This window comes from Bradyrhizobium sp. STM 3561 (genome assembly GCF_045571455.1).
Lineage (GTDB): Bacteria > Pseudomonadota > Alphaproteobacteria > Rhizobiales > Xanthobacteraceae > Bradyrhizobium > Bradyrhizobium vignae.
This window is the reverse complement of the sequence record NZ_CP120695.1, coordinates 5663455-5682187: the sequence shown is the minus strand read 5'-3', so window position 1 is coordinate 5682187 and position 18733 is coordinate 5663455. Positions and strand designations below refer to the sequence as shown.

19 protein-coding genes and 1 tRNA gene are annotated in these 18733 nt (G+C 63.9%); 10 read left to right on the top strand and 10 right to left on the bottom strand.

Annotated elements, in window-relative coordinates; genetic code table 11:
• Nucleotides 1-139 precede the first annotated feature (139 nt).
• The 4 genes from P6U28_RS26875 (at nt 140) to P6U28_RS26860 (ending at nt 3691) form a co-directional block, all read left to right on the top strand.
• Nucleotides 140-514 carry a response regulator gene (locus tag P6U28_RS26875; RefSeq protein ID WP_122406398.1) on the top strand — a complete coding sequence of 125 codons (375 nt, stop codon included), beginning with the start codon at nt 140-142 and terminating at the stop codon, nt 512-514.
• Between the two features lie 56 nt (nt 515-570).
• On the top strand, nt 571-1182 hold the full coding sequence (locus P6U28_RS26870) for a LysE family translocator (RefSeq protein WP_122401088.1): 612 nt from the start codon (nt 571-573) through the stop codon (nt 1180-1182).
• A 635-nt stretch (nt 1183-1817) separates the two neighbouring features.
• The gene (locus tag P6U28_RS26865) at nt 1818-3029 is read left to right on the top strand and encodes a GGDEF domain-containing protein (RefSeq protein WP_122401089.1); all 1212 of its coding nucleotides are present in this window, start codon (nt 1818-1820) and stop codon (nt 3027-3029) included.
• 35 nt (nt 3030-3064) lie between these two features.
• Nucleotides 3065-3691 (top strand): N-acetylmuramoyl-L-alanine amidase, encoded by a 627-nt coding sequence (locus tag P6U28_RS26860; protein WP_407120255.1) that lies wholly within the window; start codon nt 3065-3067, stop codon nt 3689-3691.
• A gap of 167 nt (nt 3692-3858) precedes the next feature.
• On the opposite strand, the gene rpoH is transcribed toward P6U28_RS26860, so the two are convergent.
• The gene (rpoH, locus tag P6U28_RS26855) at nt 3859-4758 is read right to left on the bottom strand and encodes an RNA polymerase sigma factor RpoH (RefSeq protein ID WP_122401091.1); all 900 of its coding nucleotides are present in this window, start codon (nt 4756-4758) and stop codon (nt 3859-3861) included.
• A 217-nt stretch (nt 4759-4975) separates the two neighbouring features.
• Nucleotides 4976-5983, bottom strand: coding sequence for an RluA family pseudouridine synthase (locus tag P6U28_RS26850; protein ID WP_122401092.1), 1008 nt, complete (start codon nt 5981-5983; stop codon nt 4976-4978).
• On the opposite strand from P6U28_RS26850, the gene P6U28_RS26845 reads away from it, so the two are divergent.
• Together P6U28_RS26845 and P6U28_RS26840 are read left to right on the top strand one after the other, a co-directional pair.
• On the top strand, nt 5982-6326 hold the full coding sequence (locus P6U28_RS26845; RefSeq protein ID WP_122401093.1) for a hypothetical protein: 345 nt from the start codon (nt 5982-5984) through the stop codon (nt 6324-6326). The two genes, P6U28_RS26850 and P6U28_RS26845, sit on opposite strands and share 2 nt — an antisense overlap.
• A 217-nt stretch (nt 6327-6543) precedes the next feature.
• Nucleotides 6544-6618: transfer RNA gene (locus P6U28_RS26840), tRNA-Glu, on the top strand.
• A 543-nt stretch (nt 6619-7161) separates the two neighbouring features.
• Here the strand turns inward: P6U28_RS26840 and P6U28_RS26835 are convergent.
• From P6U28_RS26835 to P6U28_RS26810, 6 genes are all read right to left on the bottom strand, one after another.
• Nucleotides 7162-8283, bottom strand: coding sequence for an ABC transporter ATP-binding protein (locus tag P6U28_RS26835; protein ID WP_122401094.1), 1122 nt, complete (start codon nt 8281-8283; stop codon nt 7162-7164).
• A complete protein-coding gene (locus P6U28_RS26830; protein WP_244607868.1) occupies nt 8283-9020 on the bottom strand; it encodes a tyrosine-protein phosphatase in 738 nt (245 codons plus the stop codon). The genes P6U28_RS26835 and P6U28_RS26830 overlap by 1 nt, the downstream gene beginning before the upstream one ends.
• Nucleotides 9020-9898, bottom strand: a complete 879-nt coding sequence (locus tag P6U28_RS26825; protein ID WP_407120254.1) for a carbohydrate ABC transporter permease — start codon at nt 9896-9898, stop codon at nt 9020-9022. Before P6U28_RS26825 ends, P6U28_RS26830 begins: the two co-directional genes overlap by 1 nt.
• Complete coding sequence (locus P6U28_RS26820; protein WP_244607869.1) at nt 9888-10856, bottom strand: carbohydrate ABC transporter permease; 969 nt, start codon at nt 10854-10856, stop codon at nt 9888-9890. The genes P6U28_RS26825 and P6U28_RS26820 overlap by 11 nt, the downstream gene beginning before the upstream one ends.
• Before the next feature lie 73 nt (nt 10857-10929).
• Nucleotides 10930-12234, bottom strand: a complete 1305-nt coding sequence (locus P6U28_RS26815) for an ABC transporter substrate-binding protein (RefSeq protein WP_209296299.1) — start codon at nt 12232-12234, stop codon at nt 10930-10932.
• Between the two features lie 23 nt (nt 12235-12257).
• A complete protein-coding gene (locus tag P6U28_RS26810) occupies nt 12258-13148 on the bottom strand; it encodes a metallophosphoesterase (RefSeq protein ID WP_122401097.1) in 891 nt (296 codons plus the stop codon).
• Nucleotides 13149-13259: 111 nt separating this feature from the next.
• Between P6U28_RS26810 and P6U28_RS26805 the strand changes: the two genes are divergently transcribed.
• From P6U28_RS26805 to P6U28_RS26790, 4 genes are all read left to right on the top strand, one after another.
• Nucleotides 13260-13874 carry a TetR/AcrR family transcriptional regulator gene (locus P6U28_RS26805; protein ID WP_160118752.1) on the top strand — a complete coding sequence of 205 codons (615 nt, stop codon included), beginning with the start codon at nt 13260-13262 and terminating at the stop codon, nt 13872-13874.
• Between the two features lie 487 nt (nt 13875-14361).
• On the top strand, nt 14362-16179 hold the full coding sequence (locus tag P6U28_RS26800) for a UvrD-helicase domain-containing protein (protein ID WP_122401099.1): 1818 nt from the start codon (nt 14362-14364) through the stop codon (nt 16177-16179).
• Between the two features lie 205 nt (nt 16180-16384).
• Nucleotides 16385-16921: a right-handed parallel beta-helix repeat-containing protein gene (locus P6U28_RS26795; RefSeq protein WP_122401100.1), complete on the top strand. Its 537-nt coding sequence runs from the start codon at nt 16385-16387 to the stop codon at nt 16919-16921.
• Between the two features lie 25 nt (nt 16922-16946).
• Entirely contained in the window at nt 16947-17087 is a 141-nt protein-coding gene (locus P6U28_RS26790) for a hypothetical protein (RefSeq protein WP_160118753.1), read from the top strand.
• Nucleotides 17088-17305: 218 nt separating this feature from the next.
• On the opposite strand, the gene P6U28_RS26785 is transcribed toward P6U28_RS26790, so the two are convergent.
• Together P6U28_RS26785 and P6U28_RS26780 are read right to left on the bottom strand one after the other, a co-directional pair.
• Complete coding sequence (locus P6U28_RS26785; protein WP_122401101.1) at nt 17306-18328, bottom strand: alpha/beta hydrolase; 1023 nt, start codon at nt 18326-18328, stop codon at nt 17306-17308.
• A 184-nt stretch (nt 18329-18512) separates the two neighbouring features.
• Nucleotides 18513-18728, bottom strand: coding sequence for a hypothetical protein (locus tag P6U28_RS26780; RefSeq protein WP_407120253.1), 216 nt, complete (start codon nt 18726-18728; stop codon nt 18513-18515).
• Nucleotides 18729-18733: the final 5 nt, after the last annotated feature.

Genomic DNA, 18733 nt, shown 5'->3' with positions numbered 1-18733 from the left:
CTGCGCCTCGTCCCGGTCATGCTTTCCCCGTCGAGTCCAATCGGCGGAACCATCAATCACTTTTTTTGAAATGAAACCGAACCGTTGCCGGCTTCGGGTTTTTAACATGTGTTATGGAGGCATGCATTGGGAGCTGCCGATGGGACAAGCGACGCCATTTCGCGCGACAGCGCTGATCGTTGAGGACGACGCCATGCAGCGGGAGATGCTTTGCGTCCTCCTGGAAGAGAGCGGCTACCAAGTCATCCAGTGCGAGAGCGCCGAGGCGGCGGAGCGCGTCCTCGACACGAGCGCCGGCTCGCTCTGTCTGATGCTGACCGACATCCAGCTTGCCGGCCGCATGAACGGCGTCGAGCTCGCGCACGTGGCCAAGCACCGCAATCCGAAGCTCGATGTCGTCGTCACTTCCGGCCGCCCCTTGAAGCAGCCCTTGCCCGACGGCGCCAAGTTCTGGGCCAAGCCCTGGGCGCCGCTCGACGTGCTGCGCGAGGCCGAGATCGCTCAGCTGTCCTGACGGCTCGCCAGAGAGCTCGCTTTCTCGCCGCGAGCCAGTGGTGATAAGGTCAGCCAATGACCTTGTCCTTCCTGCTCACCTCGCTGATCGTCATCGCTTCGCCCGGCACCGGCGTGCTTTACACGCTGGCCGCGGCGCTGACCCGCGGCTCGCAGGCCAGCATAGCCGCCGCCTTCGGCTGCACGCTCGGAATCGTGCCGCACATGGTGGCGGCGATGCTCGGCCTTGCGGCCGTGCTCCACACCAGCGCGCTTGCCTTCGCCGCGCTGAAATGGTGCGGGGTCGCCTATCTGCTCTACATGTCCTGGCAGGCGCTGCGCGAGGCGGGGACGCTCGCGGTTAGCGGCGAGATCAAGGAGCGATCGAGTGGCCGCGTCATTGTCACCGGCTTTCTGATCAATATCCTCAATCCAAAGCTGTCGATCTTCTTCCTCGCCTTCCTGCCGCAGTTCATCGCGGCGGAGGAGGCCCATGTGCTGGCGCGCATGCTGGAATTGAGCGGCGCCTTCATGGCGATGACCTTTGCGGTGTTCGTCCTCTACGGCTTCCTCGCCGCTGCGGTGCGCGAGCGCGTCATCTCCCGTCCCCGCGTCATGGCCTGGCTGCGGCGCAGCTTTGCCGCCGGCTTCGCCGCGCTCGGCGCCAAGCTGGCGTTTGCCGAGCGGTAGGCGTCTCTTCGCCTCTCCCGCAAGCGTGGGAAGAGGGAGCGAGAGAGCGGAGTGAGGCAATAAAAAAGCGGGCCCGCCGCCCGCCATCTTCAAACCCGATCGATGCCACCCGAAGCCCGGGCGGAGCGAGAACCCCACCCGGGCAAAGAACAGAAGCCTCGTTACTTCTTCTTCGCCTTCTTGGCCTTTTTCGCCTTCTTCTTCGCCGCCTTCTTCGCTTTCTTAGCCATAGTATCCTCTTAAGGGTTAATGGTGGAACGCGACTCGAGGCATGCTCGGCGGAGGGCCAGCCTCGCAACATCCTCGACCACAAACTCAGCAGATTCGGAGCCGGCTGCCCCGCGCTGTCATATCTCCGTCATCGCGTTATCCACAGCTCAGATGCATTTTCGGGTGATTTTGCCGCGCGAATCCGCATCAAGCGTGTCGCGCCGCGACGGCAGCGAAATGCCTAACGATCCGAGAACGCGACTGCGCCGTTCATGAATCCAAAACCAAAGGCGCGCTTTGAAGGATTCCAGTGAGACTCCGTTAAGTGCAACCCGCGCATTCTTCCCCGCAAGAAAACGGGGGCGGGTCATGGACGAACGGCTGCCAGGAATGGGGGACGCGACGCTGCGCGCGCTGCGCTCGCCATGCTGAACGTACCGACACTCTGGACGGTCTTCATCGTCAACTTCCTCGCGCTCGGCCTGATCTGGGCCTACGTGACGCGCTCCTATCCGAAATTCGCGGCTGCGCGGTTCTGGATGGCATCGGCCTTCGTCGGTGCGGCCGGCGCGATGGTCGCCCTGATTGGCCTCTTGGCCATGTCCCCTATGCCGCTTCTGATCGGCGGCGCCGGCATCATCGCGGCGAGCTGCTTCGCCGCAATGGGCATCCAACGCTTCTATGGTCGGCCAGTGTCCTGGCGATTTATGCTCGCGACCGGCGTCTTGAGCCTCTGCGGCGCCGCTTTCTTCAAGTTCGGTTTCGATCACATGCCGCTGCGGATGCTCTGCTACACGCTCGGGCAGTGTTTGCCGCTGTTGCGCTCGCTGGGTCTGTTGCTGTCGCCACCGGAAGGCCGAGTTAGCCCGGGAGCCCGGCTGTCCGGCATCGTCATCACCGCCATGGTCGCGACGTTCTGCACGCGCGTCCTGGGCAACCTGCTCGGCCATGATTTCTCGGCGGTCGCGGGCGGTCAGAACCATGCCGTCATGGTGCTGGGGCTGCTGTTCCTGTCGATGACGCTCAATTTCGGTTTCCTGCTGATGGCGATGGACCGGCTGCGGGGCGAGGTCGCCGACCTTGCGCTGCTCGACGATCTCACCGGCGTTGCCAACCGGCGCCATCTGCTGCAGCGCCTGTCCGAGGAATGCGCCCGATCAGCGCGCAGCGGTGAGCCGTTCTCGCTGCTGGTGATCGACCTCGACGGCTTCAAGACCATCAACGACACCCATGGCCATGCCGCCGGCGATGCCTGCCTCAAGCACTTCACCTTGATGGCGCAGACGCGCCTCCGGCCCGGCGACATGCTCGCCCGCACCGGCGGCGACGAGTTCTGCGTCGTGCTGCCGTCCTCGTCGTTGCGCGAGGCTGCCGCGATCGCCCGCCGCGTGCTCGAGGTCTGCCGTCGGGATGCCGCCGGTTGCACCGGCAGCGACATTCCGATCGCGATCTCGATCGGGGTCGCGCAGTGGGATCGCGGCATCGGAGAATTCCCGGACCGACTGATGGCCAACGCCGACCACGCCCTCTATGCCGCCAAGAAGGACGGCAAGAACGATTTTGCGGTCTATGATCCCGCTCCGCCGCTCGCGCCGGAGCCGATCAGGCTGGCCGAGGGCAAGCGCACATTCGCGTAAAGCCTGCTACGATTGGGGTCCGTCATTGGACCCGCATGATGATGTCCCGCCTGCTCGCGTTCCTCCTCGCCGCACTCTTCTTGACCGCACCAGCCGTTGCAGCCGACGCCGAGCTCGCAAAACTCGCGCGCGCCTCCGGCACGCCCGACATCCCCGGCTTGAAGATCGTCTGGCTGGCGCCATGGGGCGACGTCCGCAACGCAAGAGCCTGGCGCAACATCATCGTGCACCAGACCGAGGGACCAGCGGGCTCGGCGCGCGGCGGCGCGCAAGCGCAGGCGAAGAACCCGACGCGGCGCGGCGTCACGATCTGGGTCGAGACCGACGGCACGGTCTATTGGGCGGTCGCCGAAAACCTGGTGCCGACCCATGGCGACGGCGCCAACCGCAACGACAACAAATACATCGACAACAGGCCGACCTATCGTCAGGTCGTGCGCGACAATTCGATCGGCGTCGAGTTCGCCGGCAACTATCCCGACGTGACGGCGGCCCCGACCGAAGCACAGGTCGCGGCCTGGAAGATCCTCGTCAAGGTGCTGCGCGCGCGCTACGACATCCCGGCTGGTCGCGTCTATGCGCACAACTGGATCGACTACAAGGACGCGCGCTATTGCGAAGGCTGCACGCTCACGACGCTGGCAAGGGAATGGGGAGAGTGAGTTAGTACGGCGTCGGCGGTGCGCTCAAGGTAAGCAACATCTGGGCGCATACGTCTCCTGCAGCGAGCATGGAGCATTGATCCTCTCAAGTCCAAAACAAAAAAGCCGGCGTTGCCGCCGGCTTTTCGTCTCTTTCGATCCGCCAATCTCTGGCGCTGGGCCGTCGTTCAGTGCGCGGCTTCCAGCGCAGCCTGTTCCTGCTTCGCGATCGTGCCCTTGACCGCGGACTGCACCTTCTCGAAGGCGCGGACCTCGATCTGGCGGACGCGTTCGCGCGACACGCCGAACTCGGCGGCGAGGTCCTCCAGCGTCATCGGCTCATCGGCGAGGCGGCGGGCCTCGAAGATGCGGCGTTCGCGCGGGTTGAGCACGCCCATGGCGCCGTTCAGCGCGTCACGGCGATGATCATACTCCTCGTGCTCCGCCATCATGGCTTCCTGGTTGGGCGTGTTGTCGACCAGCCAGTCCTGCCATTCGCCGGCTTCGCCGTCGTCGCGGATCGGCGCGTTGAGCGACGCGTCGCCACCGAGGCGGCGGTTCATGTCGATCACGTCCTGATCGGTGACGCCGAGGCGCTTGGCGATCATCTGCACCTGGTCGGGGCGGAGATCGCCTTCGTCCAGCGCGTTGATCTTGCTCTTCGCCTTGCGCAGGTTGAAGAACAGCTTCTTCTGGTTCGCGGTAGTGCCCATCTTCACGAGCGACCAGGAACGCAGGATGTACTCTTGAATCGACGCCTTGATCCACCACATGGCGTAGGTGGCGAGACGGAACCCCTTCTCGGGTTCGAAACGCTTCACCGCCTGCATCAGGCCGACATTGCCTTCCGAGACGACCTCGGAGATCGGCAGGCCATAGCCGCGATAGCCCATGGCGATCTTGGCCACGAGGCGGAGGTGGCTGGTGACGAGTTGGTGTGCCGCGTCGCGATCGTCATGCTCGCGCCAACGCTTGGCGAGCATGTATTCCTGCTGGGGTTCCAGCATCGGAAACTTGCGGATCTCGGCGAGGTAGCGAGAAAGGCCGGATTCTCCATTGAGGACCGGCAAAGCAGCGGTACGGGCCATAGTGCGCCCTCCAAAGGTTCAGGCCCCCGATAGCGGCGGGCCAGGCAGACGACCGCTGTGTTAAAGCCGGCCGTAGCTGCGATGTTCCGCGTTGATCATTTCAACGCAGGGGCAATATACCCCATCGGGGGGCGGAAAGGGAAGGATTGCTGACGTCACGTCCCCGTGTGGCAGCTATAACTTTTTGTAATGTAAAGACTTTCTGAAGCGGCCTGCGTCATAGCGCCGCTTTGAGGGCGCTTTGAAGGAGAAGCAAATCCTCCGGCAGAGGCGCTTCCCAGTGCAGAAGTTCTCCTGTCCTCGGGTGCTCCAATACCAGCAGGTAAGCATGTAAGGCCTGTCGCCCAAGCGCCGCCAACGCGGCTTGCGACTCGGGGCCGAGCTGGTTGGCTTTGGTCTTGAAATGCGGGCCATAGACGGCATCGCCCATCAGCGGGTGGCCGATATGGGCAAGGTGGACGCGGATCTGATGGGTGCGGCCGGTCTCGAGCTCGCAGGCGAGCAGGGCGGCGACGCCCTTGCCGTCGCGTCCATTGAAGCTCTCAAGAATCTCCCAGTGCGTCACCGCCTCGCGGCCGCCTTGGCGCACCGCCATCTTCTCGCGCGCGTGCGGATGGCGGTCGATCGGCGCATCGACGGTGCCGCGGTGCCGGTTCGGAACGCCCCAGGCGAAGGCCATGTAGCCGCGGCGCATCGCGCCGGTGCGGCCGTGATCGGCGAATTGGGCGGTCAGTGAGGCATGGGCAAGGTCGTTCTTGGCGACCACCATCAGCCCCGTCGTGTCCTTGTCGAGCCGGTGCACGATGCCGGGCCGGCGCACCCCGCCGATGCCCGACAGCGAGGCGCCGCAATGGGCGATCAGCGCGTTCACAAGGGTGCCGGTCTCGTGGCCGGCCGCGGGGTGCACCACCAGCCCCTTGGGCTTGTTGAGGACGACGATGTCGTCGTCCTCGAACACGATATCGAGGGCGATGTCCTCCCCCTTGGGCTCCGCAGGCACCGCCTCCGGCACGTCGATTATGATCGTATCGCCGGATGCGACGTGATAAGCGGGGTCGCGGACCGCGGAGGCCTTCAGGTGCACTGCGCCCGCCAGGATCAGGGCTTTCAGCCTCGATCGCGACAGCTCCGGCAGGCGCGCCGCCAGCACGCGGTCGAGCCGCGCCGAGCCCTCATCGCCGGCGACCACGACCTCCAACCTTTGCGCTGACCCAGAGCTTTCCATGACGACGTCTGATACCGCTGTTCCCGAGCCGACCCCCGAGCAGGCCGCGTTGTTCGCGCGGGTGCGGCGGATGATGCTGATCGCGGGGTTGACCACGGCGCTGGCGATCTGCGCCGTGGTGATCGCGGTGGGCTACCGCCTTTTCAAGTCCGAGGGAAGGGCGGTCGAAGCGGCCAGCGACGTCACCGCCACCCTGCCCAAGGGCGCCAGGATCGTCTCGACCGGCGTCGCCGGCGACCGCCTCGTGGTCACGCTGGATGTCGGCGGGATCATCGAGATCCGCACCTTCGATGCCCACACCTTGAAGCCGGCCGGGAAGCTGAAATTTGCCAATGAGCCGTGAGGTGGGCCGCAGTCGCGACGCATAACTCCGCTGTGGTCCCGGACAAGCGAAGCGCAACTCGGCACCCAAAGCCGCAGGGTTCAGTTAACGAATCCCGTCAGCTCCGATTTGCCTTTGGGCCCCGGGTTTTCGCCAGGACGGCGTTGCCGAAGCCGTTTGAAACCCGTGAATCTCACCTTGCCGCCGGCGGAATTCGCGGCTATGTCGTACCCCTCACGCTCCCTTCGTCTAGCGGTTAGGACGCGGCCCTCTCAAGGCTGAAACAGGGGTTCGATTCCCCTAGGGAGCGCCAGCGCTTTCTTCTTCATTTTGATTTTCCTATCGTTTTCGCTGATTTCCCCAAACTTTTCGAAGGGGTTTGGGGTGTTCTGTTCGCTTTGTGATTTTCAAGCTTCACGATTGCTCGCCGCCCCCCCCCCCCGCGCCGGCGATCAGCTTCACGCGTATAGCGCTCAGCTTCAGCGAGAGTGAGATGGCCGAGCGCGGCCATGATTTCGTGTGCGGTAGCTCCGCGCCTTGTATACTCGAACTCGTCAGCGTCGGCCTGAACCCATGTGATCAAATGGGTGTCCACGCGAGCAGTGCCAACGTTTAGCATTAGCTCGTAGGCGACCCGCTGCTTAGTGCCAAAAAGCCCAGCGGTCTTTCCCCCGAGCGATCGTTTTCTCCGACTTTCCGTAGATGCGTCCCAGCAGCTGCTCTGCGCCACGCCGGCAGTCTTTTGTTGGTCAGCCTCATCCCGGGTCCGGCGGGCCGCGGCTCCTATGCATGTGCCCTTCGGTAGCGCGGCCAGACGCATCTATCGCCTACGATCGGGGGGGCGCAGCAGTGCCGACTATTCGGAGGCGTTCATGGCCGTTGCGCAGGAGCGTTGGCCCTCCATGGACTCCAGCCGCCGCCCCGTTGCCGCATCAAAGAGATGAACCGCCTTGGGGGGCACCGCCAGCCCGATCGCACCGCTGCGATCCAGAGCAAAACCTTTGGGCAGGATGACCGCCAGCTCCTGCGGCCCAACGGAGCAATACGCCGCACGACTACTCCCGAGCTCCTCCACAAGATCGACCGCGCCGGAGAGGGAGCTGTCAGCGCCGCCGGCGTCGATCACAAGGTCCTCTGGGCGGATGCCTAAGACGACCTTCGTTCCAGGTGCCACATCGTAGCCTTCGATCTGGATCGAGGAGTCGGGGATGCCGTCGAGGGTTACCCGACCGGGCCCGGAGACCGTAGCCGGCAGGAGGTTCATCGCCGGTGCGCCCATGAAGCCCGCGACGAAAGTCGATGCCGGCTTGTCGTAGATCTCCGCCGGCGCACCGATTTGCTCAACCCGGCCGCCATTCATCACAATCAGAGTGTCGGCCAGCGTCATGGCCTCGACCTGGTCGTGGGTCACAAAGATCGAGGTGGCCTGGAGCCGCTTGTGCAGTCGCTTGATCTCGATGCGCATTGAGACGCGCAGCTTGGCGTCGAGATTGGAAAGCGGTTCATCGAAGAGGAAGAGCTGCGGCTCGCGGACGATCGCCCGGCCCATGGCGACGCGCTGGCGCTGCCCGCCCGAAAGCTGGGCCGGCCGGCGGTCGAGATAGTCGGAGAGATCGACAATCGCGGCCGCCTCGCGCACGCGCCTCTCGCGCTCGGGCTTGGGCACGCGCGCAATCTTGAGGGGATAGGCGATATTCTCGGCGACCGTCATATGCGGATAGAGCGCGTAGTTCTGGAATACCATGGTGCAGCCGCGGTCGGCGGGGTCGAGATCGTTGACGACCTGGCCGTTGATCGCAATCTCACCCTCGGTGATCTCCTCGAGCCCGGCGATCATGCGCAGCAGGGTGGATTTGCCGCAGCCGGATGGGCCGACGATGACCACAAACTCGCCCTGGTCGATCTCGACGTCGACGCCGTGCAGGACCTGCTTGCCGGCATAGCTCTTGCGGAGCCCGGAGAGGGAGAGCTTCGCCATCACGCATCCTCCAGCAGGCGCGCCTTCAGCCGCGCGATGGTGGCGTCGCTCAGGCCGATTGCGAGGAGATAGGCTTCGACCGAGCCGTGGTTGTCGAGGATATGCGCGATGGTCGCTGCCATGGTCTGCGGCTCGCAGGCCAGCAGCGGGCGCAAGGCCGCGAGATCGGCGTCGCGCTCTTCGGCCTCCGCGATCAGCCGGTCGAGCAGCGGCGCGATCATCAGCTTGGTCAGCGCATAGTCGTCGAGGATGGTCGCGTCGGCGACCCCGGCCAGCGCCAGCAGCAGCGCGGCGACAAGGCCGGTGCGGTCCTTGCCGGCGGTGCAATGGAACAGCACGACGCCCCGCGGCGCCTCAGCGATCAGGGTCAGCACCTGCGAGATCGCGCCGTGCCGTGTGGTTAGCGCCTGGATGTAGAGATCGAGCAGGACGTCGCTGACGGACATGTCGGCCGGCGCCAGCCGCTCGAACAGCGAGACGTTGTGATAGGCGACGGTGGGATGTCCGTGGAACGGGTTGGGGCGGCTCTGCAGCTCGTGATCGTGTCGGAGGTCGATGACGGTGGTGACGCCTTCTCCGGTCAGAGCGGTCATGCCCGCGGCATCGAGATGGTGCAGGCCGTCCGCGCGCAGGATGCGACGCCAACGGGTCTCGGCGGAGCCTGCGGCATAGCCGCCGAGGTCACGGATGTTGAAGGTGCCGGGGATCGGCAGGTGACGCTGGACGGTGATGTACATCAACGGATTCCGGATTTCATGAAGGCCTGCCGCTGCAGGACGACGTAGATGACGAGGATCGGCAGGCTCGCCAGGGTGGAAGCGGCCATCAGCGGAACCCATTGCGTGCCCTCCGAGCTCATGAACATCTGGATGCCGATCTGGACGACGCTGTTCTGCGGCGAGCGCGAGAGCAGCAGCGGCCAGAAATACTCGTTCCAGGTCGAGATGAAGATCAGGATCGCCAGCGAGGCGATGGTGCCGCGCAGATTGGGCGTGACGATCTCCCACAGGATGCGCCAGCTCCGGGCGCCGTCCATGCGCGCTGCCTCCAGCACCTCGCGCGGGAAGGAGCGCATCGACTGCGCCAGCATCAGGATCGCGAGCGCCGCCGCGAAATGCGGCAGGATCAGCGCCAAAAGATTGTCGAGCAGGCCGAGATTGGCGACGAGCAGATAGTTGGGGATCATCACCACCTGGAAGGGCACGAGCCAGGTCAGCGCGATCAGCGTGTAGATCAGCTTGTCGCAGGGAAAGCGCCAGCGCGCGAAGGCATAGGCGGCCAGTAGCCCGGTGAAGAGCTGCACCACGGTGACGGTCGCGGCGACGACCAGCGTGTTGACCAGCATCCGCAGGATCGGGATCGCCTTGAGCGCATAGGAGTAATTGTCGAGCGAGGCCGTGCTCGGCCAGAGCGTGGTCTCGAAGATGGCGTTCGCCGGGCGCAGCGAGGAGACGATCATCCAGTAGACGGGGAACAGGCAGAAGATCGCGAGCACGACCATCACCAGATGGCCGGCGGCGGTGTTCCAGCTCCGGCTCGGCTTCGCCTTGCGCGGGCGGCGGGCCGGCTTCGGCAGAGGCCGGGCCGGCGTGAGCGTCATCGCGTCAGTTGTCATGGAAGGAGTACCTGTCCATCAGGCGCAAGAGCACGAAGGCCAGCGCGCCGAAGCCGAGGAAGAGGATGACGGCCGCGGCAGAGCTCCAGCCCACCGAGAGGGTGGAGAAGCCGAAATCCCATAGGATGTAGAAGATGTTCGTGGTGGAGCCGAGCGGTCCGCCGCCGGTCAGCACATGGATATAGGAGAAGCTCCACTGCGCGCCGAGCAGGATCGTCATCAGCGCCAGGAAGAGGATGGTCGAGCGCAGCAGCGGTAGGCGAATGTCGCGGACGATCTCCCATTTGGAAGCGCCGTCCATGCGGGCGGCCTCGATCAGTGCCGGATTGATGTTGGCGTTGGCCGCCGAGAGGATCAGCGTCGAGAAGCCGATCAGCTTCCAGCCGGTCAGGACGATGATGGTCCAGATCGCGACGGTTGGGTCCTGCAGGAAGCGCACCGGGCGGAAGCCGAAGAGCGTGATCGCCTCGTTGACCATGCCGTGCGCGGGATCGAGCAGCCAGCGCCAGATCGCGGCCGCGACCACGGGCGCGATGATCATCGGCACGAAGATGACGGTGCGGTAGAAATTGCGCGAGCGGGCCGGCAGGTCGTGCGTGTAGATTGCCACCACCGTCGGGACGATGACGGCGAGCGGGACGAGGCCGAGGATGTAGAGGCCAGTGTTGCGCAGCGCCTGCCAGAATTTCGGCAGGGCGAAGATGTTCTGGTAGTTTTCCCAGCCGACGAAGGTCATCGGCGCGCCCGGCAGCATGTTCCAGCGGAAGAAGCTGAGCCGGAAGGCGTCGAGCAGCGGCCAGTAGATCCACAGGATCAGCGTGGCGGCGGCTGGCGCGAGATAGAGCCAGGGCGCGATCCGCCAGGCCGAGGCGCGCCGGGTGGGCGTCGCGGGGCGGGGAAGGCGCAGGGGCTGTGGTGGGGCCTGCACAGGCCCGCTCAAGGTGGCGTCCGACATCATGTCTCTCGGCAGGGCGATGAAACGAACGTGGAAGTCCCGGCCCGCCGCGCATGGCGAGCCGGGGTCCGGGCGATCAGCGCGGCATCAGGGCCTGGGCGTTGTCCTGCGCGGCTTTCATCGCGTCGGCGGGATTCATGCCGCCGAACACGGCCATCTCCGCGCCTTCCATCATCATCTTCTGGATCTGGCGGTAGTTGGGGCCAGGGAAGGAGACCCAAGGCTCCAGCATCGCGAGCTGTTCGAGATTGGGCTTGATCAGCGGGTGCTTCTTGACCCAATCGCCGAGATATTGCGGATCGTCGACGATGTCGGTGCGCAGCGGCAAATAGCCGATCTCGGAGGTGATGACGGTATAGGCCTCTTTCGAGGTCATGAACTTCATCAGCTCCCAGGCGGCGCGGCGCTTGAGCGGATCGCGGCTGAGGATCACCAGCGCGCTGCCCGAATTGTTCGGACGCTGCGGCTTGTCGCCGAAGCGCGGCATGGTGGAGGCGCGCAAGTCGAACTTGCCCTGGGCGCCGCGGACCAAAAAACCCTGGATGGCGGAGGTCTGCAGGTACATCCCGATATTGCCGGCGGCCATGCCCTCCATCGCCGCGTCGATCTCCAGATTGGTGTAGGCCCCGCTGTCGTAGAGATCGCGCAGCATCGCCACCGCCTCGACCGAAGCCGGCTCGGAGAAGGTCAGTTTCTTGCGATCGTCACTCATCAGGCTGCCGTTGTTGGAGCGCAGCACGCCCTGGAACAGCCAGTCACCGGCCGAGGCGCCGAAGATGCCGGTCGCGACGCCGGCTGCCTTCGTCTTCTTGGTGATGGCGAGCGCCGCGGTCTTCACCTCTGCCCAGGTCTTCGGCGGATTGTCCGGGTCGAGCCCGGCCTTCCTGAACAGATCGGCGTTGTAGAACAGCACCGGGGTCGAGAAGGTATAGGCGAGGCCGTAGGTCTTGCCGTCGAGCATGCCGAGCTTCAGCCCGTTGGGCGACATCCCGGCAAAATGAGCCTTGCGCTCCTCCTCCGACACGATGTCCTCCAGCGCCGCGACGCCGAGATTGTCGACGCCGAAGGCGAGGTCGGAGAACACCATCTGCGCCACGTCCGGAATGCGGCCGGCGGCGACATCGGCCTGGACGCGGCTGGTCAATTCGAAGGAGCTGGCGCCGACCGGCTCGACCTTGATCTTAGGATTGACGGCCTCGAACTGGGCGATCAGCCGCTTAGTCGCCTCGGCGCCGATGCCGGCCGAGGCGAGGTTGTAGTTGTAGTAGCTGATCGTCACAGGGCGGTCGACGGTCGCAGGGACGTTCTGAGCGAGAGCCGGAAGCACGGCGCCTGCCGCCAGGAGCGCGAGCGCGCCCCGCAGGAAGGATCTGACGTTCATGATCATGGTTCCTGTGAGGTGGGTCATTCGGCGGCCAGCGTCTGGGCTTGGGCCTCAGCTTCGGCCTCGTAGCGCTTGATGATCTCGGCCATGCCGGAGAAGCTGTGAACCTTGAGCTCGCGGCGCTCGGCCGGCTGCGGCACGAAGGAGATCGTCAGCCCGGAGGAGCGCACGGTGCCGATCGCGAAGGAGGCGCCGGAGACCATGCGCAGTTCCTCATGCAGCCGCAGCACGTCGGTGGCGGCATGCTGGCCGATGCCGACGATCACCGGGATACCGTGCCAGTTGCTGACGCGGTCGTAATGCATATGGCCACAGAGGATGCCGAGCACGTTGCGGCGGCCGTCGAGCACCGCGCGGAGCGCCTCTGTATCGGTGAAGGAGAGTGCCTCCCATTCCAGGTCGGGCCGGTCGGCATCGAGTGCCGGCGCATGGTGCATCGCGATCAGCTTCGGCAGTCCCGGCTCGCGGTCGAGCTCGGCCGCCAACCAGTCGAGCTGCCCCGGTTCGAAATGCCCACCGATCTTGTAGGGCGTGCTGGTGTCGACCAGGATCACATGGATGCCGTCGATCACCGCAGAATGGTCGTAAGGGACGGACAGATCCTTGGTCCGGCCGAGCATGGCAGGATAGAAGCCCTGGCGCTTGTCGTGGTTGCCGAGGGTGAAGAGCACCGGCATGTCGAGCGCGGCCTCGGCCAGGATGGCCTTGAGCTGCTCGTAGCTCCCGATGTCGCCCCGATTGGTCAGGTCGCCGCTGGCGATCACGAAGCTCGGCTTCGGCTCGATGCGCTTCACATCGGCGAGGATCGCCCGCAGCGTGGCGGTGGTGTCGGAATAGAGATGGTCGTCCTGCACGGCGGGGTCGCCGATGTGCAGGTCGGTGAGGTGGACGAAGGTCAGCGGATGCGACATGGCGGGGCTCTGCGTCAAATCGAGGGGCGCAGACGGATACGTTTGTTGAAGGCAGCGTATTCGCTCTTGCGCGAGGGCGGCGGCACCCTATCTAGGCATCATGACAACCGAATGAACGTTCATTCAATCATGCATGCCATCGTTTTCGACAAGCGCGAGCGGATCCTGGCCGCCACCGCCAAGCTCATCGTTCGCAACGGCCTGCAATGCTCGATGGCGGAGATCGCCTCGACGGCCGGCGTGGCCACCGGCTCACTTTACACCTACTTCAAATCGAAGGACGACCTAGTCCGCGGCGTCTATGCGCAGCTGACCGAAGCTATCGTCGCGGCGCTGATCGTCGAGCACGATGCCGCGACTTCGCCCGAGGCGCGGCTGCGCCGTTATATCGAGGATTATATCGCCTTCGTCTGGACGGATGCCGACCGGGCGCTGCTGTTCGAATATCTCTCGAACGTGCCGATCGTCCCCGCCGCCGAGATGCTGCAGATCTTCGCGCCAGTCATCGCTTTCACCAACAAGACCATCCGGGAGGCGCGTGAGGCCGGCGTGCTGCGCGATTTCGGAACCCACGACATGGGCGCCTTCATCGGCGGCGGCCTGCGCAACACCTTGAAATGGATGCGCGCCCGCGGCGAGGAACTCAGCCCGGAAAGGCGCCGGCAACTTGCGGCGATGTGCTGGTCGGCGATCGCTGCGGAGCCCGAGGCGATCGGCGAGGACTGACCGCGTCTGGCGTTACCGCCCTAACTACGAATGACGGCGCGAGTAACCGAACTCGCGAGCTGAGTTCCGCCCGTGACGCCCGTCGGGCGCGTCGCGCATCATCATCGTAAGGGGGGCGCGCCTGGCACTCGTTTCGGGAGCTGTTCGCGTTTCGAGTGACGAGCTCCGCGTGCCAACCATGTGCTCCATTTCTTCAAGGTTTCTTCAAAAGCCGGTCGAGAATTGAGGCGCATAGTACCGAGCGTGAACGAACTAAGCGATTGAAAATACGTCGTTTATTGACGTTCGCCGGTGTTCGCCAACACCAACGTACGAGATGCAATTCTCTCAAGGCTGAAACAGGGATTCGATTCCCCCCAGGGAGCGCCAGATAATCCTAAGCCATTGAAAACCTGCACACTCTAGGCGACCATGTGAACCTGGAGAGACTGCCCTGCCACATGCGTAGTCTCACAAGGTGGTCCGCAATGGCCCTCGCAGTCGCAACATGGCAATCCTGATCCCGAGTCTCGGCTTCGCGCGCTTCGACAGCCGTGGCGAGCTTCGATTGGCCGAGCGGCTCAAGGACTTCCTCGAAGACAACACCGTCGTCTGGCACAACCTCCCGGTTGGCCCTCTCAACCGGCATCCGGATTTCATTATCGTTCATCCCGCGAACGGTTTGCTCGTGCTCGAGGTGAAAGACTGGCGGCTGGAGACGATCGTTTCGGCGGACAAGACGAAGGTCGAGTTGCTGACAAGTCGTGGTGTCGTGCGGGAGAGTAATCCGCTCGAGCGGGCTCGCAAGTACACGTTCGAGGTCGTGCGCACACTGGAGCGCGACGGGCAATTGTTGTTTCCGCCCGGTCATCGCTTCGCGGGCCGGGCCATTGTTCCGTTCGGCTTCGGGACCGTGTTCACCAACATCACGCGCAGGCAGTTCGACCAGACCGATCTCAAGGAGGTGTTCGCCGAGCACCTCTGTCTGTTCAAGGACGAAATGACGGAGGGCGCCGATCCCGAGGAATTCCGGGCCAGATTGTGGCGCATGGTTCATCCGCGTCTCGGAGACCCCCTATCCATGCCGCAGTTCGACCGCCTGCGGGCGCTGCTCTTTCCGGAAATCCGCATACGGCAGATCGCCCTGCCTCTGGACGACGCGCCTCGGGCCGATCCTTCGGACCGGACGCTTGCGGTCATGGACCTGCATCAGGAGCAGTTCGCGCGCAGTCTGGGAGAAGGGCATCGAATCATTCGCGGCGTCGCCGGATCGGGCAAGACGCTGATCCTGGCATTTCGGGCCGAGTATCTGGCACGTGCGGCGGCAAAGCCGGTGCTGATCCTGTGTTACGCCAACGGCATCGCCGGGCGGCTCGAGGACGCCATGCAGAGCAGGGGCGTGGAGCACCGCGTTCAGGTTCTCACCTTTCATTCCTGGTGTTACCGGATGCTGCGGACTTATGGGATTCCGGCCCCCTCCGAGCGAGACTATCCTGACTACGCAGAACGCCTGGCTGCGAGCGTGTCGGAGGTCGTGAAGGCCGTCGATCAAGGCCACATCCCAATGGAGCAGTACGACGCTGTCCTGATCGACGAGGCGCACGACTTCGAGCCGCAATGGCTCGCGCTGGCGGCCAAGATGGTGAACCCGCGCACGAAGGCGCTGATGGTCGTCTACGACGATATTCAGGCCATCTATAAAGGACGTGAGCGCCCGGTGTGGAGTCAGCTCGGGATCGAGGCGAAGGGCAGAACGACCGTGTTGAAAGTCAACTATCGCAACACGGCGCAAATCGTTGCCTTCGCACGACGCTTCGCTGCAGACGTCATTGGCGCTCCCGGCGTCACGGCCGACGATGAGCACGCCATCCTGTTGCCCGAGGATGCGGGTCGGCAGGGACTGGAGCCCGCGGTGCGGCGTTGCGTGAGCATCGACGCAGAAGCTCACTGCGTCGCCGAGTGGTTTCTCGACCGGAAGAAAGCCGGGTACGAGTGGTCGCAGATGGCGTGTCTCTACCCGGAGCACTGGATCGGCGGGCGGGTCGCGCAGATCCTCGCCAGGCATGACGTGCCGATCGATATGGCCAAGGACAATCGCAACAGGGTTTCGGTCAAGCGCGTCGCCGTGCGGTTCCTGAGCATGCACACCGCGAAAGGACTGGAGTTTCCGTGCGTCGCCATTGCCGGCTTGGGCTTGCTCGGCCGCCACGGCGAGACCGTGGAGGAATGTGTCCGGCTGACCTATGTCGGGGTGACCCGGGCGACTCACGAAGCGCTGCTGACGTATTCGAGCGAGTCGGCATTGGTGCAGCGTTTGATAGCGTAGAGCATGTTGGTATCGACGCGAACCACATCGGTCGTTCGTCGCCTGCTTTTAAACAACGCGCTCCGTCGAAATTAAATCCTGATCATTAGTTTTCAGTTCTCCTGATGGGGCGGCAAAGAACCAGATCAAGTCGGACTGAGCCGCGACGTATCGAACCGCATGAAACTTAGTCTGCGCGTGCATTGCTCAAGGGGATGAACACAACATGGCAATTGCTGGATTTCCAGACGCGAATAGCACCGGTCTTCCTAGTGGCGTTATTCCGACTCCATCGGGCGACGTGACTGTCACTCAGCCAGGTACCGTAATCGACGCTCTCGATGTCAAAGGCACGATTTCGGTCCAGGCCGATAACGTCACGATTGAGAATAGCCGCATCACGTCCAGCGATTGGACCGGCATCTGGATCAAGGATGGCGTTGCAGGAACTGTCGTCAAGGATAGCGAGATTATAAACGTTGGAAGCAGCCCAAATGGCGCGAACGGCATTGTCGGGTCCGGCACATTCCTGCGCAACGATATCCATGACGTGGAGAACGGTATTATTGTTACAGGCTCGAGCCTCGTCCAAGACAATTATATCCACCACATGAATGCGCCGAATGTGCGTCTCGGCACGTCATTGGGTGGCCCGCACTACGATGGTATCGAGATCGACGGCGGCGTTTCAGACGTCGTCATTCGGCACAACACGGTCATCAACGAGAACAGCTACGTGTCGGCCGTGATGATCATTCAATAATGACTTCGGTGAGTTCAGCAAGAGCGTGTTCGACAGTTTTGCGAGCGTTCTCTCCCACGCGGCCCAGTCAGGCCACGACGTCGTTATCGCGGCGGGGAGCGACACCCTCACGCTGAAGAACACCCAGCTCGACAAGCTGAACAGCCACGACTTCCACTTCGCGTAAGCAGATGGGACGAACTGCTTAGCGAGCGCCAAGAGCCAGCTAGCCGGCGGCGGTGTTGCCGCCGGCTAGCGGCGCCGTGGCGACACCGCCACCCGGAGGGCCGCGTTTGCTCAAAGCGCGACGCGGTGGTCTGAAAAGATCCTGCTCAAGCAATGACCTGAAGCGCGGCAACGATTCATCCCAATCTGATCGCGCCCTAGCTGCGCAAGTGCGCGCCCTTACGCCGTGGTGCCGTCGATCGAGCGGCGGATCACGCGCTGCACTTCCGCATTCGACAAGAACAGGTCGTGGTTGATGATGCCCCAGCCTTCCTGGGAGGCATCGACCACGCGCACGCCGAGCCGCGCGATGGTGGCCTTCTCGGCGGCGCCGACCCGGGTCATTCCCCCGGCGATCTGCCCCGACAGCGCCAGTGCACGATCGTTCGTCGAGGCAATCACGGTGATTTTGCCGGTTAGCGGACCGATGCGCTGGATTGACGACGAGAACACGTCCATATCGATGTCGGGCGAGGCAAACACCACAGCGCCGATCTTGCTCGTGACTGTATCGCCGTATCGGGCATAAAGCTGACGCAGGCTTTCGAGCGTCAGCATCGTTCCCATGCTGTGCGCAACGATGTGCACGCGGCCGCCGCCTGGCGCCGAGACGAGCGCGGAGAGCACGCGTTCGAAAGCGTCGCGAGACCACATCGCGCTGTCGCGGTCATAGGCGTAGTCGAACAGTCCGGCCTTGGACGGCCAGGAGAACACCATGGTCCGGCCGCGGAACTTGATTCCGTCGGAGAGATGGACGCCATCCAGCACCGCCGTCTCGAATGTCTGCTTGAAGCCGTGCACATAGATCAGCACGTCCCCTGCGCCGGCCTGCGCAGCGAGATCGCCGGCGTCGGTCGACACCGGTTCGATCCGGTCGAGACGCCAATCGTCGAGTCCAACCGAGGCGAGAGAAAGACGGCTCTCGTCCGGGGCCACCAGCTTCGCCCGCGCGACCGTCATGCTCGTCGCGCGCTCCGGCCCGAACCAGGGTTTGGTGCGGCCGTTCACGGGCTTACGCGTGGTGACGACGAGCAATGTGGGGTCAACGGACAGCGACGAGGCGTCGAAGCGTGCGCCGGTCGCACCCAAGCCGGCGCATCCGCCCAGCGCGAGTGCGCTTCCTGCCGACACGAGTCCGCCAAGAAGCGCGCGGCGCGAAACAGAATGACGGGAGTCGCGTTGCAGAAGACGTCGGACGATCACACGGAACCTCGGGAACTTTGCCCACCGTAACGCCGCCCCGCCCAGCTCCCTGAATGACAATGGGGGCGAGAAGACGGCAGAGCCAGTTTCGCACTCGGCAGCGTGGACATGGCGTCCACGTTCCCGCCGCAGGACTTGCGAGCGTCCGGCGAAGTTCCAACCGTGTCCGAGCGGGGACGTCAGATCAGCCCACGATTTCGATCTCATGCAGCGCGCACCGCTCGCGCAAGGCCTGCTCTATCGCCTTATTCTCGTATGCATGCCATCGATCGATCGCACCTCGTCTGGCGAGCAGGGCCTTTAATTTCGGGTAAGCGCCTCGCTTGCTGAAGAAATAACGGGCGTCGTCGAAATCATCAGGCAGACACTCGCGGGCAAAATCGAGCGTGAAGCGGAGCATAGCTC

Excerpts from the sequence above, each read along its gene's own strand:
- rpoH (WP_122401091.1), bottom strand. The coding sequence starts at position 4,758 with ATGGCCCGTACCGCTGCTTTGCCGGTCCTCAATGGAGAATCCGGCCTT.
- P6U28_RS26850 (WP_122401092.1), bottom strand. The coding sequence starts at position 5,983 with ATGGAAAGCTCTGGGTCAGCGCAAAGGTTGGAGGTCGTGGTCGCCGGC.
- P6U28_RS26830 (WP_244607868.1), bottom strand. The coding sequence starts at position 9,020 with ATGTACATCACCGTCCAGCGTCACCTGCCGATCCCCGGCACCTTCAAC.
- P6U28_RS26870 (WP_122401088.1), top strand. The coding sequence starts at position 571 with ATGACCTTGTCCTTCCTGCTCACCTCGCTGATCGTCATCGCTTCGCCC.
- P6U28_RS26865 (WP_122401089.1), top strand. The coding sequence starts at position 1,818 with ATGCTGAACGTACCGACACTCTGGACGGTCTTCATCGTCAACTTCCTC.
- P6U28_RS26875 (WP_122406398.1), top strand. The coding sequence starts at position 140 with ATGGGACAAGCGACGCCATTTCGCGCGACAGCGCTGATCGTTGAGGAC.
- P6U28_RS26820 (WP_244607869.1), bottom strand. The coding sequence starts at position 10,856 with ATGATGTCGGACGCCACCTTGAGCGGGCCTGTGCAGGCCCCACCACAG.
- P6U28_RS26815 (WP_209296299.1), bottom strand. The coding sequence starts at position 12,234 with ATGAACGTCAGATCCTTCCTGCGGGGCGCGCTCGCGCTCCTGGCGGCA.
- P6U28_RS26835 (WP_122401094.1), bottom strand. The coding sequence starts at position 8,283 with ATGGCGAAGCTCTCCCTCTCCGGGCTCCGCAAGAGCTATGCCGGCAAG.
- P6U28_RS26800 (WP_122401099.1), top strand. The coding sequence starts at position 14,362 with ATGGCAATCCTGATCCCGAGTCTCGGCTTCGCGCGCTTCGACAGCCGT.
- P6U28_RS26810 (WP_122401097.1), bottom strand. The coding sequence starts at position 13,148 with ATGTCGCATCCGCTGACCTTCGTCCACCTCACCGACCTGCACATCGGC.
- P6U28_RS26825 (WP_407120254.1), bottom strand. The coding sequence starts at position 9,898 with ATGACAACTGACGCGATGACGCTCACGCCGGCCCGGCCTCTGCCGAAG.
- P6U28_RS26845 (WP_122401093.1), top strand. The coding sequence starts at position 5,982 with ATGACGACGTCTGATACCGCTGTTCCCGAGCCGACCCCCGAGCAGGCC.
- P6U28_RS26805 (WP_160118752.1), top strand. The coding sequence starts at position 13,260 with ATGAACGTTCATTCAATCATGCATGCCATCGTTTTCGACAAGCGCGAG.
- P6U28_RS26795 (WP_122401100.1), top strand. The coding sequence starts at position 16,385 with ATGGCAATTGCTGGATTTCCAGACGCGAATAGCACCGGTCTTCCTAGT.
- P6U28_RS26860 (WP_407120255.1), top strand. The coding sequence starts at position 3,065 with ATGATGATGTCCCGCCTGCTCGCGTTCCTCCTCGCCGCACTCTTCTTG.
- P6U28_RS26780 (WP_407120253.1), bottom strand. The coding sequence starts at position 18,728 with ATGCTCCGCTTCACGCTCGATTTTGCCCGCGAGTGTCTGCCTGATGAT.